The 18,720-nt window shown below is 34.7% G+C and carries 15 protein-coding genes and 1 pseudogene; 9 read left to right on the top strand and 7 right to left on the bottom strand.

What is annotated here, in order from left to right:
* Positions 1-41: 41 nt before the first annotated feature.
* From Q1V95_RS07930 to Q1V95_RS07900, 7 genes are all read left to right on the top strand, one after another.
* On the top strand, positions 42-755 hold the full coding sequence (locus tag Q1V95_RS07930) for a Crp/Fnr family transcriptional regulator (RefSeq protein ID WP_300672481.1): 714 nt from the start codon (positions 42-44) through the stop codon (positions 753-755).
* A 47-nt stretch (positions 756-802) separates the two neighbouring features.
* A complete protein-coding gene (gene panB, locus Q1V95_RS07925) occupies positions 803-1,618 on the top strand; it encodes a 3-methyl-2-oxobutanoate hydroxymethyltransferase (protein WP_300672479.1) in 816 nt (271 codons plus the stop codon).
* Positions 1,599-2,450, top strand: coding sequence for an alpha/beta fold hydrolase (locus Q1V95_RS07920; RefSeq protein WP_300672477.1), 852 nt, complete (start codon positions 1,599-1,601; stop codon positions 2,448-2,450). The genes panB and Q1V95_RS07920 overlap by 20 nt, the downstream gene beginning before the upstream one ends.
* Positions 2,451-2,453: 3 nt before the next feature.
* Positions 2,454-2,780 (top strand): hypothetical protein, encoded by a 327-nt coding sequence (locus Q1V95_RS07915; protein ID WP_300672475.1) that lies wholly within the window; start codon positions 2,454-2,456, stop codon positions 2,778-2,780.
* Complete coding sequence (locus tag Q1V95_RS07910; protein WP_300672473.1) at positions 2,780-3,478, top strand: RluA family pseudouridine synthase; 699 nt, start codon at positions 2,780-2,782, stop codon at positions 3,476-3,478. The genes Q1V95_RS07915 and Q1V95_RS07910 overlap by 1 nt, the downstream gene beginning before the upstream one ends.
* 51 nt (positions 3,479-3,529) lie before the next feature.
* Entirely contained in the window at positions 3,530-4,330 is an 801-nt protein-coding gene (locus Q1V95_RS07905) for a DUF1444 family protein (RefSeq protein WP_300672471.1), read from the top strand.
* Positions 4,331-4,727: 397 nt separating this feature from the next.
* The gene (locus Q1V95_RS07900) at positions 4,728-5,072 is read left to right on the top strand and encodes a hypothetical protein (protein ID WP_300672469.1); all 345 of its coding nucleotides are present in this window, start codon (positions 4,728-4,730) and stop codon (positions 5,070-5,072) included.
* Positions 5,073-5,458: 386 nt separating this feature from the next.
* Here the strand turns inward: Q1V95_RS07900 and Q1V95_RS07895 are convergent, their stop codons facing one another.
* The 7 genes and pseudogenes from Q1V95_RS07895 to Q1V95_RS07865 all read right to left on the bottom strand — a co-directional run bounded on the left by Q1V95_RS07895 (position 5,459) and on the right by Q1V95_RS07865 (position 16,665).
* Complete coding sequence (locus Q1V95_RS07895) at positions 5,459-7,654, bottom strand: outer membrane beta-barrel protein (RefSeq protein ID WP_300672467.1); 2,196 nt, start codon at positions 7,652-7,654, stop codon at positions 5,459-5,461.
* Positions 7,655-7,769: 115 nt separating this feature from the next.
* Complete coding sequence (locus Q1V95_RS07890; protein WP_300672465.1) at positions 7,770-10,049, bottom strand: cation:proton antiporter; 2,280 nt, start codon at positions 10,047-10,049, stop codon at positions 7,770-7,772.
* Between the two features lie 158 nt (positions 10,050-10,207).
* On the bottom strand, positions 10,208-10,918 hold the full coding sequence (locus Q1V95_RS07885; protein WP_300672463.1) for a response regulator: 711 nt from the start codon (positions 10,916-10,918) through the stop codon (positions 10,208-10,210).
* Entirely contained in the window at positions 10,884-11,633 is a 750-nt protein-coding gene (locus Q1V95_RS07880; protein ID WP_300672461.1) for a histidine kinase, read from the bottom strand. The genes Q1V95_RS07885 and Q1V95_RS07880 overlap by 35 nt, the downstream gene beginning before the upstream one ends.
* A 96-nt stretch (positions 11,634-11,729) precedes the next feature.
* A pseudogene (locus tag Q1V95_RS07875) lies at positions 11,730-13,459 on the bottom strand (thiamine pyrophosphate-dependent enzyme).
* Positions 13,460-13,668: 209 nt separating this feature from the next.
* Positions 13,669-15,795, bottom strand: a complete 2,127-nt coding sequence (locus Q1V95_RS07870) for an outer membrane beta-barrel family protein (protein ID WP_300672459.1) — start codon at positions 15,793-15,795, stop codon at positions 13,669-13,671.
* A 36-nt stretch (positions 15,796-15,831) separates the two neighbouring features.
* Positions 15,832-16,665: a DUF5694 domain-containing protein gene (locus Q1V95_RS07865; RefSeq protein ID WP_300672457.1), complete on the bottom strand. Its 834-nt coding sequence runs from the start codon at positions 16,663-16,665 to the stop codon at positions 15,832-15,834.
* A gap of 193 nt (positions 16,666-16,858) precedes the next feature.
* Between Q1V95_RS07865 and Q1V95_RS07860 the strand changes: the two genes are divergently transcribed.
* Positions 16,859-17,860, top strand: coding sequence for a histidine kinase (locus Q1V95_RS07860; protein ID WP_300672455.1), 1,002 nt, complete (start codon positions 16,859-16,861; stop codon positions 17,858-17,860).
* Between the two features lie 173 nt (positions 17,861-18,033).
* Positions 18,034-18,717 carry a LytTR family DNA-binding domain-containing protein gene (locus Q1V95_RS07855; protein WP_300672453.1) on the top strand — a complete coding sequence of 228 codons (684 nt, stop codon included), beginning with the start codon at positions 18,034-18,036 and terminating at the stop codon, positions 18,715-18,717.
* Positions 18,718-18,720: the final 3 nt, after the last annotated feature.

The raw sequence follows: 18,720 nt of genomic DNA, 5'->3' as shown, positions 1-18,720 counted from the left end.
GGAGTAGAAAGTCTTATTTTTGCTGATAAATGTCATTACATATGTCACTTGAACTACAGCAAGTTATTGAACAGAATTTTATTAAAGCCTTTAACAGGGAGTCTTTTAAAAACAGTTTGAGTCCGGAGGATTATACGAAGTTGGTTGCAGAGCTTCAAGATATGGAGTTCGCAAAAGGCGATACCGTTTTTGAAGATGGAGAATCTCCGCAAGGTGTTTATTTTATCAAAGAAGGAACAGCAAAGCTTTCGAAATCGGGCGTTTACGGTAAAGATCAAATCCTTAGATTTTGTAAAGAAGGCGATCTTATTGGTTATCGCTCGTTATTGTGTGGAGAGAATTTCCAAGCAAAAGCCGAAGCTATGACACCTCTTAAGGTTGTTTTTTTACCAGCGGATTTCTTTATTCATTTATTAGAAGTTGATGCGAAATTGTCCTACGCGATGTTGCAAAAAATTGCATACGAGTTGGGAGAGTCGTCTAACACGGTTACCTTTTTGGCACAAAAAACTGTTAGAGAAAGATTGGCTGAGATTTTAATTTTATTAGAACAAAAGCTTGGTACAGATCCAGAAGGATTTATCAATATTTCTTTAACAAGAGAAGAAATCGCCAACCTTATCGGAACAGCAACAGAAAGTGCAATCCGATTAATATCAGAATTCAAACAAGATGAGTTGATCCTTGTCGAAGGCAGGAACATCAAAATCATCAATCACGAGAAACTTATAAAACTTGGACATGTGGTTATCTAATTTTAGATAGCCATTTGTTTCTTTAATACATTCTAAAAATTAAGCCCATGTCTGTACATTCAGAAATAAAAAAAATTACAACGGAGACACTTCGCAAAATGAAGTTCGACAAAGATAAAATTTCAATGATTACTGCTTACGATTTTACCACGGCCAAAATGGTGGATGCTGGTGGCGTTGATGCGGTTTTGATTGGCGATTCGGCGGCGAATGTTATGGCGGGATTCGAAACTACTTTACCAATTACTTTAGATCAAATGATTTACCACACTCAATGTGTTGTTCGTGGGATTGATAGAGCTTTAATCGTGGCAGATTTGCCTTTCGGAACTTACCAAAGTAATCCAGAAAAAGCTTTGGAATCTGCGGTAAGAATGATGAAAGAAGGTGGTGCTCATGCTGTGAAAATTGAAGGTGGAAAAGAAATCGAAGAATCTATCCGTAAAATTGTAAATGCGGGAATTCCAGTGATGGGACATTTGGGATTGACACCGCAGTCGATTTATCAATTCGGAACTTATAAAGTAAGAGCTAAAGAAGATTCGGAAGCTGAAAAATTGATTTCTGATGCTAAACTTTTGGAAGAATTAGGATGTTTTGCAGTTGTTTTGGAAAAAATTCCTGCTGATTTGGCTAAAAAAGTAACCGAAGCGATTACAATTCCAACAATCGGAATTGGTGCTGGTGCAGACTGCGACGGACAAGTTTTGGTTTATCATGATATGGTTGGGATGAACAAAGGTTTTTCGCCTAAGTTTTTAAGAAGATATTTAGACTTACATACCGAAATTACTGGTGCTGTTGCTCAGTTTGTAAAAGATGTAAAATCTGTAGATTTCCCGAATGCATCAGAAAGTTACTAAGCTTTTATTTGCGGCTTTCGTAGCTTTGTTTTTGACGTCTTGTGTTTCGAAAAATTTGAAATACGGTACCAAAACAGAGTTTAGAGATAGTCCAGATTCTTTGGTGGTTTTAAAGAAAATTCAAGCGATTAAAAGCTTGGATTATTCTGATTTTAAAGAAGGAAAATTTAAAAATGATAATATCGAAGTAAATTATCGTTTTCTAAGTCCGAAAACTATTGAAACCAATAAAAAATATCCTTTGATTTTGGTTTTTCATGGTTTTGGAGCAATGGGGACTAACAATACTTCGCAAATGGGTGTTTTGTCGAAAATGTGGTTAATGCCAGAAAATAGAGATAAGTATCCTGTTTTTGTGTTGTCGCCTCAGTTTTCGGTTCGCTCGTCAAATTATCACTTGGATGAAACTCGAAATGTAAAAGCTTCGGAGTCTAATGGATATCTGGATTTGGTTTTAAAAAATGTTGATGATTTAATTAAAAATAATCCCAATATCGATAAAGACAGAATCTACGTGATGGGATTTTCGATGGGTGGCGCAACGACGATGAATGCCATTTCCAAAAGACCAGATTTATTTGCTGCGGCAATTAATGTTTCTGGGATTTCGGAATTTGATAAAATGAGTGAGCTTAAAAGGCTTCCGATTTGGATTGTACACGGAAGTTTGGATACGGATGCTTTACCACAAAGTAATTTTCGTTTTTTTGACGAAATGAAAAACCAAGGAAAAGTTTTCCTTTGGGAATATAAAGATAAATACCACAACAATATTCTTAACGCAGATTTGGTGGAAGCAATTCCGACTTGGTTGTTAAAACAAAAGAAATAAAATATGAAAAATACAATGGCAATACAAGCGGGTGTCTCTTTTGCTGCCATCGCTTGTCTCGTAATAGGTTGGATCCAACCATTTTCTCCAGAGATTAACAGCATTATTTATAATAAACTATTCTATATTTTGGTGGGAGCTAGTTTTATTTTGCAAGCGCCAACTTTAGGCAATCCAAAATTTAAAATCCCAATGTACATCGCTGCGGGACTTTGTATTGTTGGTGTTTTCTTGCCGTTAGATTCTAGATTTGCTGCTATCAGAACCATCGGACTAATAGCAGGTGTTATTATGTCGTTATTTGGACGAAATAGAAACGTAGAGCAATAATGTCAGAACAAACTTTTTCTGCATCGCAAATCGTCTACGAGGATAATCACATGATGGTGATTAACAAAAAGGTTGGTCAACTGGTACAAGGTGACAAAACTGGTGATTCGTCGTTGCTGGAACTTATTAAAGATTTTATTAAAAAAAGAGATGACAAGCCCGGAAATGTATTTCTGGGTTTGGTGCATCGTATCGATAGACCAACTTCTGGTTTGGTTATTTATGCTAAAACTTCCAAAGCGCTTTCTCGTTTAACGCAGATGGTTGCTAATCGGGAAGTGAAAAAGACCTATTGGGCTTTGGTGGCAAAAGAGATGATTCCAACTTCGCAACGTTTGGTGAATTATCTTAAAAAGAATGAAAAAAATAACAAAGCGATTGTCTTCTCCAAACCGACTGATGGTGCAAAAGAAGCGATTTTGACTTACAATTTACTTCAGACTTTGGACAATTATTTGTTGTTGGAAATCGATTTAGAAACTGGTCGTCATCACCAAATCCGAGCACAATTATCAAAAAACGGTACTCCAATAAAAGGTGATCTCAAATATGGTTCGCCACGCTCAAATCCCGACGGCGGCATTAATCTTCATGCTAGAAAGCTGAATTTTGTTCATCCTGTAACAAAAGAAGAGATTGAAATCATTGCGCCATTACCAAAGAATGATAAGGTTTGGCAAGCGTGTGAGACTTTGTAAGGTTTTCGTTAAGTCAATTATACTGTTTGACAAAATATAAGAATAGAATTTATGAGTAATCTAGAACACGGAAAACTACTTTCTGAAATAGAGTTTTCTAATTTTTTCTTTAAAAAGCTTAGTGAAAAAATCTCAGGAATAAAGCTTTTGAAAATTTCTCCACTTGAAATAAAAACTAAGGACGAAAATGAAGAATATATCCATTTTTTAGATAATTCATATTCTGAATATAGATCCGAACCAAACGATTTAGATGAAATTTTAGAACGGTATGTTAAAGCAGCTGAAAATCTATATTCTCCTAGAGAAGAAATAAATGTCAGTCGGATAATTCCAATTATTAAAGATAAGAGGTTCTTAGATGAAATGTTTAAACTATTTAAAAATGAAAATGACAATATAAATGTTTTTGAAAAATATAATTCGGATCTGTATATTTTTTATGCTGAAGATAGAGAAGAGAATATATCATATTTAAATATCAAGGATTTAGAAAAACTTCAAATAGATAAAAGCGATTTGTTAGAATTAGCAACTAACAACTTAAACGCAATTATCGAAAGTATTGAAAGAAATGGAGATGAAAATGCTTTCATGTTAATTGCTGGTGGTAATTATGAATCAAGTTTAATCTTGCTTGACATTTGGAACAAAGACAACTTCCCTGTATTGGGTGAGATTATTATAGGAATTCCTGCTAGAGATTTGTTATTTGTAACTGGAAGTGAAGATAAAGATAGTATTGAACGAATTGAAAAGACGATTATAGAAATAAATGAAAGTGGAGACCATGTTGTTTCTGATAAATTATTTCATTTAGTAGATAATAAATTTGAAGTTTGGAATAAATAAAAAGCTATTGTTTAACTACAACCAAATTCTAATTCCAATAGTAGCATTAATTGTAAAAAGAAATCATGAGAATTAAATGTCCAAAATGTTTACCAATAGAAGGCGTAGAAATTCCGAATTTTACAATTAATGAAAAACAAAAAATAACGCGTCTTGTAAACGATTCACCAATTACTGCTGTAAGGTTTTTAAATACTGATTTTAAATTAAGTTTAACTGTTGCCAAATTTATTGTGTCACATATTAATGAAGTGCATGATAAGTGTAAACGATGTGATTTTAATAATTTGGAAAGTGAATATGCGAACTGCCCAAAATGTGGTTCTCTAAATCTAAATTGGATGTTAAAGCTTAATTAATCTGTATTATTTTTCGATTAAAAGTTTTGCTTGAAGATATGAGTATATTTAATTTTTGGAAGAAAAATAAAAAGAAGGAATCAGATTTTCAAAAAGAAAATACTGAAGAAAATCTATTAAACTTAGAATCAAAAACTGATTTTAAAAATGGAGAATTTGAATTCTTAATTTGTGGTGAAATTAAGTTGGATTCTGAAAGTTGGGAAAAAATTTTAAGTCCAAATACTATTGATACAAAAAAAGTATTGCGAAATGGCTGGCCATATTTTCAAGTTGGAAGTGATGAATATAGTTATTCATTTGAGGAGGTTGGGATTCAAATGACATTTAATGAAGAAATGGAATTTCAAAAAGCAAAAAGAATTGCAGATGAAATAATTTAAAACATTAAATCTACAGGTCAAAAAGCTGAACTTCAAATTTTGCAAAATAATAAAGTGTACAAATTCGATATTGATAATCCTAAGTAGTGCCTTAGTCATTTTTTAAAACAAAGCTTGTCATTCCGACGGAGGAGGAATCTCTGGTGATCAAATACTTGAGATTCTTCGCTTCGCTCTGAATGACATTATCTATCTTATTTAGGTAATTAAGCGGACAATAAAAAATTCGATTAAACGGGACTTTACTAGCAACATATAGTATAAATTCTTCAACCTAAGATTTTATAATAATTTCTACTGATATTATTCAAAGAAAATTATCCAAAACAAAAAGGCATCCGAATTTCAGATGCCTTTTCTAGTAATATAAATGTGTGATTGAGTGTCTACTTTTGGTTCATCAAGCCGCCATTATCTTCTTTTGGCGCATCTTGATTCAATAGATTTTGGTCAACTTTTGCTAACTTATTTTTAGTTGGGATTTTATAGTTGATGGAGAAACCAAAGTTTCTGCTGTCCCAACGGTTTTGCAAATAGATTGGTGTTGCAGTATTAACTGTTTTGAAACTCATTCTCGAGCTGTTAAAAATATCATTCGCAAATAAGCTTAACGTAATTCTATCTTTATTAAATTTCTTGCTGAAATTAAGGTCAACACGATTCATAATTGGTTGTGTCGACTGGAAGAAATAATAATTCCCTTTTGTTGAATACGAGAAATTTGGAGCGAATTTAATATCATAAGGAAGAATAAATTGTCCAGCTACATTAAAGAACCACATACCTTTTCTGTCAACCACTTCTTTAATATCTTGGAATTGGTAACCTGCATAGAAATACAAGAAATTGATTTTGTCAGGATTAAAATTAAACTTCATGATCTCGCTAAGCGGTTTGCTAAAAATCATAAACGGCACAGGAAGTCCAATGTTGAAGCTGTGTTGTGTCAAACTGTGGATGTTGACATTGGTCTGCGAAATGTTGTAGCCATCGCGTTCCACATGCATCATCACTTGGTCTTTCACGGTGCTCACATCATAGCTGATAAAGGCATAATCGAAAGCGCTAATTTTTGCCTCGAAGTTGTTGTAAATCGTCGGTTGCACATTTGGGTTACCAGAAATGCTAACGTTTGGATTTTGGAACGTTGTGTTGTTCGGGTTCAATTGACCTGTCGATGGCAAGCTAATTTTTCGGTTGTAGTTTAAGTTAAAATACAAGCTTTTCGCAAAATCATATTGTAAACTCGCATTTGGGAACAACTCAAACTTTTTGAAAGCCGTCAAATCATCCCATTGGTTTTTTCTTAAGTTTAAAGATTTACCAGAAATGTCGTAATCTTCGGCTCTAAGACCTGCAATAAAACTAAACTTCTGAATCTTTGTATTTAATTCGGCATAAGTCGAAGCTGTTTGTCTTTGATAATCTAAGTTTCTGATCCCTAAGAAATCTGTCGTGAAATCTGTCTTTTCGTATAAACCTCCAAAACTAATTTTGCCCTCATCCAATAATTTTATCGGTTGCGAATAATCGACGCGAAGATTGTAATAATTCTGATTAGAAGCATTGTCCATATTAGCGCTAAAATGCTCTGTTCCTGCTGGTGCAAAAACATCATTGGTGCCAACTTGGTCAAAAGTTGATTTAAAGTTTGAGTAATTTGCTTTGATGTCTAACTTTTGGTTTTTGTCTGCAAATCGCTTTTGGTAAGTTGCTGTAATCTCGTTTCGATCACTTTTTGTTTTGCTTTTACCAAGGTTTAGATAATTTGCCACAACTTGATTTCCTGATTCAATTGGAGATTCGAACAAAGCCGTACCATTAGAATTGTTGTAAGCATCGTTATTAGAGTTGTAATAATCGTAATTTAACAACAATCGATCTTGTCCAATATCGAAAGTTAAAGCGCCTTTTGCAAAATAACCTCTTGCATATTTATCACCAAAAGCTCTAGAAATGTCATCCATTTGGTTGCTAGAGAATGTTTCGGCATAAGTTTGACCAGCACTAAATTGCCATCCAAAAACTTTATTTCTAGAATTTAAAACGATGCTATTATTAAATCTATTTCTGAATTTATCATAATCCGAAAATCGATATCCGCCAGAGTAAGTCGCTGTCAAATAGTTTTTAGCAGATTTTGAAGTGATAATATTTAGAATGGCACCACCCGAAGTTGCAGGGAATTCTGCGCCAGGTTGCGTCACCACTTCCACACGCTCAATCGCCGATGCAGGCATACCTTCTAGGAATGCCGTCAAATCGTTGGTCGAAATGTTAAGCGGTCGTCCATCCATATAGACTTGAAGTGGTTTTCCCTGATACATCATTCCTGCGATGTCAGTAACCACCATGCCTGGAAGTTTTTTGATACCTTCCAAAGAGGACCCTGAGTTAAGGCTCGCTTGCTCCGAAAAGTCAAAAATAGTTCTGTCGGCTTTTTGCTCAACAGCTTTTTTAGTTTTGGTTATGGTAACCTCTTCAATTTGTTTTTCCTTTGAGTTATCTTTTTTAGTCTCTTGTGCAAATGCCACTTGAATGCTTAAAAATAAACTCGCCGCTAAAATAATTTTCTTGTTCATAAATGCTTGTCTATGCAATTAGACTAGCAAAAATGTTTTTTGTTACAAAGAGCTATTGCGCTTTTTTTCGCAGTGCTTTTATTTTTTGAATAATTAATGAATCTTAATGTTAAACTTACTTCGGATTGGAGATGATTAATGTTGATGGTACATCTGATAACCAAAGGCTTTTGCTGTCTACAAGATTTTTCCAACTTCGGTTGCTGATAATCATAAGGTCTTGAGATTCCAAAAAGTCTTTTTCAATGGATTTGTCTGTTCGGAGGCTTATGTGGTTTGGCGCCATTTGTTCGATGTTTCGGATAAGTTCGCGGATTTCAACATTCTTACGAATTTGTCCAGCTGCATCCAGAATAATTATTTGCGCATCGTTATTATTAATCAACCGTTTTGCATATTCTAACAAGTAGAAATCTCCTAAGTCAAAAATCGGGATAAATACCTTGTCAGCAGTTTTAAAACCTTTGTCAAGCATGATGCCGACAGGGATATTTATTTTATCCAAAATACTCAAAGTGAAGTCATCGAAAGGCGTACTGTTAAAGATATTGGTTTTCCCTTTTACCGTATTGTACAGCTTTTCAGGATTAATAATATTGGTCGTGAAACCTAACAATCGTCCCAACAAACTTCCTTCAAAAATTGAACTTCCCAACATAATCAACAACAAGTCATAATTGCCTTTTTTGGTCGTGGTTATGATGTCAGATTCAATGTCATTAGAAGCTTTAAACATTGTTGTAATACTGGTTTTCAATTGGTGCGAAGTGTGAATAATATCTTCAAACTGTTGCTTCTCATAATCTGCTAAAGCGAAGTTGTGCAAATCGTCAACAGGACCAAAATTCATGGCTGTAATCGATTTGTTTTCATTCATTTTGTGCGTAAAGTTATCTGCTAACTTTAACAAAGTGCTGCCCGTTTCGGCTTTTACAAAAGATAATAAAACTTTGTATTTGCTGGTATTGGCGTCGTCCTCTTCCTCAATCGATGATTTGGATTTTTTAAAAAAAAAATTAATCAAGTCCAAAGCAGGTCCTGTCATAAAGGTTGTCACCAAAGCCATAATCACCATCATCGCGAAAATTTCTGGTCCCAAAACACCTAAATCGTAGCCAATATTGAGAACAATTAATTCCATCAAACCTCGTGTGTTCATCAAGGCACCAATGGTGAGACTATCTTTCCAATTTATCTTTAGAAATCGAGCAGTAAGCGCACTTCCAGCAAATTTTCCAATAACAGCAATCAAAATAATAAGTCCTGTTGTTTTCCACAATTCGATGTCATTTAACAAACCTATTTGCGTTCTCAAACCAGTGAATACAAAGAATAAAGGCAACAACAATACAAGGGCAACATCTTCTATTTTTTCAATAAAGATGTTTCTGAACTTTGTATTTTCGGGCATAATTGCTCCTGCCATAAAAGCACCAAATAAAGCATGGATTCCGATAACTTCTGTTGTGTATGATGAGATGATGAGGATTAAGAAAAATATGGCAACAATCGATTTGCTAATAATGCCTTTTCCCGATTGTAGTTCTGCGACGCGTTTTACGAAAGGACGAACAACTTTTATCATCAAAATAACATAAGCAATCGCCATCAAAATGACATAAATAGAACTCGCGAAAGAACCCGCTTTTACGATCGCAATAACTGCCGCGAGAATACACCAAGCCGTGATGTCGTCTGCTGCAGCGCAAGTGATAACCACGGTTCCGAGTTTTGTTTTTTGAAGATTTCGTTCTTGGACAATTCTTGCCAAAACAGGAAAAGCCGTGATACTCATCGCAATCGCAATAAATAACGCGAATGAACTAAACGGAATTTTGTCTGGTGCAAATTGTAGATAAATAAAATAAGAAAGTCCTATTCCCAAAGCAAATGGAATGATAATGCTAGCATGACTAATAACAATGGCGTCGTGCGCTTTCTTTTTTAATACACTTAAATCCAATTCCATTCCCACGATATACATGAAGAGAATTAGACCTATTTGACTTAAAAACTGTAGGTTTCCTAAAGATTCTTTTGGAAATAGAAACGCAGAAAAGTCTGGAAAATACATCCCTAGAAGTGATGGTCCGAGCACAATGCCAGCAATCATTTCGCCGATGACAGAGGGTTGTCGGATTTTAACACAAATCCATCCAAAAAGCCTCGCAGTCAGCAATATGGCAACGATTTGTAAAAGTAATAAAGCTAAAGGATGATGTAGATTTTCTAAAAAAGATTCGCTGAAGTTTTCCCACATCGATTTGCCCGATGCATTATTAATGCTGTGATTGGCGCTTTCCAAAGTTTTTCCTTCCGTGAAAAACCAATACATAAGAATGGAAAAGAAAACAATTGTTACAACATAAAATATAAGATTTCTGTACTTCTTCATAACCTAAACATTTTGCTGTGGTAAAATTCTAAAGAAAATAATACAAATCCGATAGTCAATCGCAAAAATGAAATGAAACCCACGATTTATGTAATGAAATTTTACTGCAAAATTGTGAGCTTTTCTGTAATGTTTTGCTTCGAAAATTTAATCAAGCCTTAGGACAATGTTTTGTTAAAGTTTTCTCGGAAAGCTTCTGTTAAAGCGAGTTTCAGAATTGGTTCTCCATCTTTGTGAATGTTGGTGACAATTTCATTATCCGAAAAAGCTTTGACCACTGAAATTGCTAAAACTTCTTTTTTATTTATCTGAACAAATTCTTGCTCGGGCAACAAACTTAGTAAGGTTTTGAAATTAATATTCTTCAGCGTAATTTCTGAATAGTCGTCAAGCAAAGCCGTTTTGTCACGACTGTCGATGTCCGAAGTGTGGATATATAACAATGATTTTATGTCAATTTGGGTTTTTCCGATGCCAGTATTCCATTCAAAAAAAGATTTTTTAATTGGTTTTTGGACGACTTTTACCTTTTCAAAAGCTTGTTCCAAACGTTCTTTTTTTAGCGGCTTTCGAACATAATCCACAACATTAAGGTCGAACGCATCTGCTGCATAATCTTTATAAGCAGTTGTGAAGATAATTTGTTTGTCAGGAATTTGCGCAGCCACTTGCAAACCATTGATGTTGGGCATTTCGATATCCAAAATACACAAATCGCAATCGATATTATTGATTTCTTGTAAGAAAATATCGGGTCTGTTAAAAGCCTTTACAACTTCGACGCCTTCAATTTGTTCGCACAAAAGTTTCAGATAACTTATTGCCAACAATTCATCATCGAGTATAACGCACTTGATTGTATTTGTCATTCAAATCAATTTTAAAATGAGCTGTAAAAACTTGGTCTTGAATAGATTTTCGAAGCGTGAAATTTTTCTTGTAAACCATTTTTAGACGTTGTTCCAAAGATTCTGCACCAAATCCACTATGGTCTTTTTCCATTGGATTTTTGGAGGAAACTTTGTTCTGAACTTTTAATTCGAAAATACTATTTTGTAGTGAAATCTGAACCAAAATAAAAGAATCGTCTGCAAGGAAATTGGTGTGCTTGAAAGCATTTTCAATAAAATCGACGCTTATTAAAGGTGACAAAACTTTCTCGTTAAAGACCACATCATTTTCATCAATATTATGTTTAATCCTAAAATCAAAAAGTGGATTTACTTTTATCTTATTGATTTCGATGAGGTTTTTGGTAAATTCGATTTCTTGTTTTGGTGTTACAAAGCGCTCGCTACTTTCGTATAAAACATAGTCCAAAACGCCTGACAATTTATCCAAAGAAATAAAGGTTTGGTACGCATGCGACTGCACCGAGTTGAGAATATTTTTGAATAAATGAGGATTGAGTTTGGTCTCGATATAATCCAATTTTACAGCACCTAATTTCTTTTTTAGGGCTTTTGTCTCAGATGTTAAATCGTTTCGTTCCTTCTGAAGTTTCGTAATTTTTGAAATCAAAAATCCAATAACGCTAAGAAGTACAGCAAAGCAAATTGTAATAAAAATGCTAGTCGATGTCATTTTTTAATAATGCAAATTCGCTAGCAAAGATAATTTTTTTAGTCGAAGCAAAATAAAAGCAGCACTTTTTGGTACTGCTTTTCGGTTATTTTGGTTTTAAATTAAATGCTTGTAATTGGATTTTATAGTGTCGATAACTTCGTCTATTTTTCCGCCAAGCATCAATTTGGTCATCGCTTTGGTCATGCCAATCATTTGATTCATTTCAATTTTTGGAGGCATGGCAAGTGCATTTGGATTGGTGAAAACATTGAGGAGATAAGGTCCATTATGAGCAAAAGCTCTTTGGATAGCTGCTTCAACATCATTCGGTTCGTGGATATTTTCGCTGGTGATGCCCATCGCTTCGCCAACTTTTGCAAAATCTGGATTTACCATATCGGTTTGGTTGTCGGGAAGTCCAGCCACTTGCATTTCCAAACGAACCATTCCCAAAGTTCGATTGTTAAAAACAATAATTTTTATCGGTAATTGGTATTGATGAATGGTTGCTAAATCGCCCAAAAGCATGGAGATTCCGCCGTCGCCACACATAGCAATAATTTGTTGCTCAGGATGCGAAAGCGCTGCACCAATCGACATTGGCATTGCGTTCGCCATAGAACCATGATTAAAAGAACCTAACATTTTTCGTTTGCCTGTGGAACGAATAAATCGAGCGCCCCAAACGCAAGTCATTCCTGTATCCACTGTGAAGATGGCGTCATCTGCAGCATGTTTACACAACATACTTGCCAGAAACTCAGGTGTTGAATATTGCTGGCATTTCCAGAATCTTTGACATAAGTTTCGAGGTTTTCTTTTACTTTTCCATAGACTTTCAGTTGGTCTTCCAAAAATGAAGCATCCGTTTTTTGTTGAATTAATGGCATTAAAGCTTTTATGGTTTCCGCAACGTCACCGCAAAGTCCGAGTTCTAATTTTGCTCGTCTTCCCAATCTTTCGGAAGCGGTATCAATTTGGACAATTTTATTTTTTGTCGGCATAAAAGCTTCGTATGGAAAGTCGGTTCCCAGCAGAATGACCAAGTCGGATTCGTGCATACTGTGGTAAGCCGATGGAAGGCCAAGAAGTCCTGTCATGCCAATTTCATTAGGGTTTTCGTACTGAATTCCCATTTTTCCACGGAAAGAATAGCCAACAGGCGCACTCAGATATTTTGAAAGTTGTACCACTTCATCATGAGCATTTTCGGCTCCGATACCGCAGTACAAAGTGATTTTATCATTTTCATTAATCAGTTTTGCTAATTGATTGAGCTCGATGTCATTTGGTCTGATAATCGGCTTCGTGAAAAAATATTGATTAGAAGTTAGATTTTCTTCGGCTGGCAATTCCGAAACATCGCCCGGAAGACCGATAACCGCAGCACCTTTTTTACTAATCGCATGCTGAATCGCAATTTGCAGCATTCTCGGAGCTTGTTGCGCCGTCGTAATCATTTGGTTATAAACGCTACAATCGTCAAAAAGCTTTATGGTATTGGTTTCCTGAAAATAATCAGTTCCAAATTCGTGCGTATTAATGGTTGAAGCAATTACCAAAAGCGGAACGTGCGCTCGATTGGCATCGTAAACACCATTAATAAGATGTACGTGTCCCGGACCGCAACTTCCTGCACAAACGGCAAGTCCATCGAGTTCGGCTTCGGCAGCGGCGGCGTAAGCGCCAACTTCTTCGTGACGAACGTGTATCCAATCGATTTTTCCGTTTCGGCGGACAGCGTCGTTAAGGTGGTTAAGACTGTCGCCAGTTACAGCATATATTCTTTTGATGCCTGCTTCCACAAGCATTTCTACAATTTGTTCAGAAACATTTTTGCTCATAATTTTTGGTATTTGGTGGTTATTTGTGATTGACTTTTATAGTGACTGTGATTAGAAAGTAGTATTAAAATATATGCCAAAAAAATTCTGAATAATTGTTTTTAAAAAAGTAAAAACACGCTTCAAAGTCTGAAACGTGTTTTGAAAGTAAATATTAATTTGAATATGATTTTTTTTGAATTAAATATTTAAAGTTTAAAATAGAAATTCTACTTCGCTCTACTTTTTTCCTCAAAATCGATGCTGCGACTTTCTTTTACTTTTTTATTTCCGAAAGTGTAATTCACACTCAGCCTAAAACCTCGGCCGTCCCAATAATTGTTGAAATGTTGGCTGTTGTCTGCGTAATAAATATCACCTTTCCAATACTGCCCGAAAATATTAGAAACCGAAGCGTTGATTTGAAGCTGTTTTTCCATCAAAGCGATTTTTATCCCAGAATCTAAATTCGTGAAACTATGGAAATAAGAATTCACGTTGTGATAAGGCAAGTTTTGACTAAAGTTCAAGAAGAAATTAATCGTTTTTGCTTTGTTCAAAGTAAACGTATTTCGGATGCTGTAGTCGAAAGTTGTCCCTTTTCTCGGCGTTGCTTCAATATTGTAAACTTTCGAATCGGTTAAAGAAGCATTTACGTAAGTTGAGATTTCCCACCAAGGTTTGATTTTGTCCGTGTACGAAACAGTTGCTCCATAAAAATTGCTGTCATAAGTGTTAAGATAGGTTCCGTAGCTTTCTAAACCATTTTGGAAAGACACTTGCCCAAAACCATTCGTTTGACGTAAATAGTACAAACTCGCATTAAATTTATTGTTATACGTATAACCCAATTCGAAATTATTCATGTAAGATGGCTTCAATAAAGGGTTTCCCGAAGAATAAGATAACGTATTCGAATACCAACGAAATGGATTCAAATTGTCCATGTCGGGGCGATTTATTCTTCGTGAATACGAAATCGTGTAGGAGTTTTTGTCGTTTTTATAATTGATGTAAGCCGACGGAAACCACTCTCCATAGCTGTATTTGTTGCGTTCATCGGTTTGCGGAGTGTACGCATCAACATTCGTAAGCTCATAACGAAGTCCAACTTTTGTTGACCATTTTTCGTTAAAGGTTTTTGCGAAACTAAAATATCCTGCATAGTTCTGTTCCTTGTACTGAAAAAGATTAGAACGCGTCGCATCAATCTCCCAATCCTGATTTTGAAGATTATAATAACCAATATCGGTTGAGTTTTTGAATTGATTAAATTTTGCACCAGTCTCAATAGTTCCGAAAGAGTAGGGAAGTTCCAAATCGGCTTGACCAGAGAAAATTTCAGGTTTTATAATCGAAATAGTTTTTACAAAAGCTAAACTTTCGTCGGAAGATTTTAAGGTGTTAAAATTTACATTTGTCGTGGCATTGTTTCCGTAATAATTCCCTGTGAAACTCAACTTTTTACCAATAGAATCCAATTTCAAATCATAATAAACGCCCAAAGTATTCATCGTGTTTTTTTCGCGATGCTTCGTGTTGGTAAACAGATTTTCGATATTTTGAGCATTCTGAAAATAATTGGTTGTGTTCACAATGTCCATATCTGGCGTTTGGTGTGTAAACAAATAATTAAATCCAATCTCTGAGTTTTTGCTGAGTTTATAAGACATATTCAGACTTGGCGCAATACTTTTCCACATGTCTTTTCTGCGAGAATGACTGTAACTGTCGGTACTTCCGAGAATGCTGTAATTTTCGATAGAACGTTTTGCGGAGTTCAAATAATTGGTTTTAAAACTCAAACTAAGTTTTTCGGTTTGATAATTCAAAGTTCCGTTCGCATTTCCACCAAAATAACTTCTTTGATGAAGTCCAGTTCCGATATTTCCGCTGAAACCCATATTCGGATTTTTCTTTAATACGATGTTCAAAATTCCGCTATTTCCTGCGGCTTCGTATTTTGCTGGTGGCGTTGTGATAACTTCCACTTTTGCAATGTTTTCAGAACGAATAGTTTTAAGGTAATTCACCAAAGCGTCGCCCGAAATATTCAGCATTCTGCCGTTTACCATCACCGAAACGCTGCTTTTTCCAACAATCGAAATCGTATTTTTTTCCTCGTTCACATTCAACATCGGAACATTTGCAAGAGTTTCCACGGCGTCCATTCCTTGTGATGCCATCGAAGCATCAACGTTGAAAACCAAACGGTCGGCTTTACGTTCAATTAATTTTTTAGTTGAAGTTATTTTTACTTCTTCAATAGATTTCGTAGTTTTTATGGTGTCGGTTTTGCTTTGCGCAATCAGTAAACCTTGACAAATAAGGGCTAAAAATATAGTAGTCTTCTTCATGATGCTAACTTGCTTAATTAGGGATAGTTTTTGTTTTTAAAAAATGTTGTTTAGATTGATGATATTGAATTGTGTATCGTTTTTGAAGAAATCATACATCATGGCAGCATGCCCATACCCAACGATTACGACAATATTTTTGTCACCTTTTTCGATTTGATTTTGAATGTATGAGTACATAATTAAATTTCTCTTGTGCCAATCTGCAACCAATTGAGAACCATAGAAATCTGGTGCTTTGTTAATTTTGTTGAAAAATGAAATGTACAGTCCTTTATTTTCTGAATATCTCTCATCCGTATTAAGACATTTAAAAGTTTTTTGTAATCTACTTTCGCTAAGGCACGCATTTGAACTTTCTGAAAGTTGCTTTATTCTTGTTTGGAAATCCAACATTGAAAGCGATGGGTTTAAGCTGATTTTGTTTTCCAAAGCACCAAGATTCATATCACTTGGATAGTCAATAGAATAAATCTTTTGATTGCCTGCCTCTTTTGCTAATCGAAATCCCAACTGATAGATTTCATTTTCATTTAGCATTCTCTTGTCAAAAGCATATTTCATAGTATCTGCCTTGTAGTAAGCTTTTCCTTGCTTGTACAAATCATACCTTTTATCGAGAGTTTTACGGTCTTCAAAAGGATTTTCGACAAAAACTTTGTCTGGTTTATAGCTGCTTTTTAAAGTTTTTACAATTTGGTTCAGGTCATTTTGATTAGATTGCTCTAAAATATTTCTCTCTTTTACTTTTGCAGCATCAAGACCTGGATTGTTGAAGTGAAAAGTACCAATCAAAATAACATTTATTTTATCTTGAGCAAAGTTAAATGTCGATAAAATGATAAAAAATGCAGTTACTAAAGTTTTCATCTTTAAATTATTTTTAATAAAAATTATTTGAGTGATTATTTCGATAGGACAAAGGTATTTACCAGCTAAGTCTTTTGAAATAGCGTTTAGACCAAGCTTTAAGAATATCGGACTAATTTTTTTTCGTCGGAGAAAAATGTGGTTTTGTCGATTTATGTTTGAATTTAAAGCAAATTCTAACTTACATTTGGGTATGAAAAATAAGCAACTCGTTGGTTTACATATCGTCTTTTGGGTACTCAACTTTGCCGGAAGTATTTTGGTGCCAAAATTTGTATTTAAGTCTGACCACATAATACTCAATGTCACGTTTTTTGTCACGGCGTTTATTTGTTTTTATGTCAATTACTTCTTCGTTGTTCCTAAGTTTTTCGACATTCATAAACTATATAAAACCTTAATCGGTTTTTTTATAAGCGTTTTTTGTTTCGTTCTTGTTAGGTATTTTATTGAAGAAACCTTATTGCCGATGTATATCGGTCGTGGAAATTACGCACCTGAAACTGGATTTGGATTTTATTTTTTTGATAATATTTATTTTAGTTCGACTACGATTTTTATTTCCACGGTTTTTAGTTTGATATATAAATTTATGAAAGTAGAAGAAGAAAGAGTTCAGCTGATTTCGGAAAAAAAAACAGCGGAAATTCAAGCGTTAAAAACCCAAATCAATCCGCATTTTATTTTTAACTCTCTGAATAATATTTATTCTTTGGTCTATCAGAAATCCGATAAAGCGCTTCCTGCGATTGAAGAATTAAGCGAGTTGTTGCGTTATTCAACCAAAGATTTGCAGCAAGATTTTATTCCACTAAAACGTGAAGTAGGTTATATAGAAAGTTTGATTGCCTTAGAAAAACTGCGCATCAGAAATCCTGAAAAGATTATTTTTGAAAAGAATATTCAGAACGAAAATTTGCAAATTTCGCCGATGTTATTGGTTCCGTTTGTTGAAAATGCTTTTAAACACGGTGATTTCAACGAACATGAAATGAAAATTGATTTAAAAGAAGAAAATTATATTCTAAATTTCCGAATCGAAAACCAAAAGCGACAAGGTTCCAAAGACCACACTTCAGGAATCGGAATCGGCAATGTTAAAAAGCGTTTGGAACTGATTTATCCCAACAAACACGAACTGCATATTTCAGATAAAGAAAATCTTTTTGTAGTTGAGTTGAAGATTGAGCTGTAGAGATTTTTAGAACGAAGAGCCAAGAAATCTGCGATATTGTCATTCAGAACGTAGTGATGAATCTCTATAATTGAGATTCCTCGTTCCTCGGAAATCGAAGAGTCGGCGAAGCCAATGACAAACGAACTATAAAATATATCGTACATTTTACATAATACATTGTACAAAAAAGCATGAACATAAAAACCATCATCATCGACGACGAGCCTTTGGCGGTTTCACTTTTGGAAAAATATGTTTCCGAGACGCCAAACTTTGAGTTGTTGTCAACTTTTCTGAATCCCATTGAAGCGATTGAGTTTATCCAAAACAATGATGTTGACTTGGTTTTTCTAGACATCCAAATGCCCGAATTGTCAGGTATCAACTTTATGAAAATCGTTGGTGACAAAGTAAAGTATATCCTAACCACTGCTTATTCAGAATTTGCCCTGGAGGGTTACGAACATAATGTGATTGATTATTTGCTGAAGCCAATTACGATTTCGCGCTTCCAAAAAGGAATTGAAAAAGCAAAAGAACGTTTTGCAAGCGTGCAGGAATCTGAGAAAAATTACTTTTTCATTAAATCTTCTGGACAGCAACATAAAATTTTGTTTGACGATATTTTGTACATCGAAAGCATTAAAGATTATGTAAACATCAAAACCCAAAACCAAGAATATATCGTCCTCGACACTTTGAAATCTATGGAAGAAAAGCTTCCGGATTCTTTATTCTGCCGAGTTCACAAATCCTATATTCTCAATCTTAATCACATAAAATCGGTTGATAGCAAGTCTGTTTTACTTATTTCAGACACCGAAATTCCAATTGGGGAAAGTTTTAAAATAAATTTTTTAAAAAAGTTAAAGTAAATT

Origin of the sequence: Soonwooa sp., from assembly GCF_030151385.1 — a bacterium.
Taxonomy (GTDB): domain Bacteria; phylum Bacteroidota; class Bacteroidia; order Flavobacteriales; family Weeksellaceae; genus Soonwooa.
The sequence above is the reverse complement of the archived record's forward strand: the minus strand, read 5'-3'. Positions and strand labels throughout refer to the sequence as shown.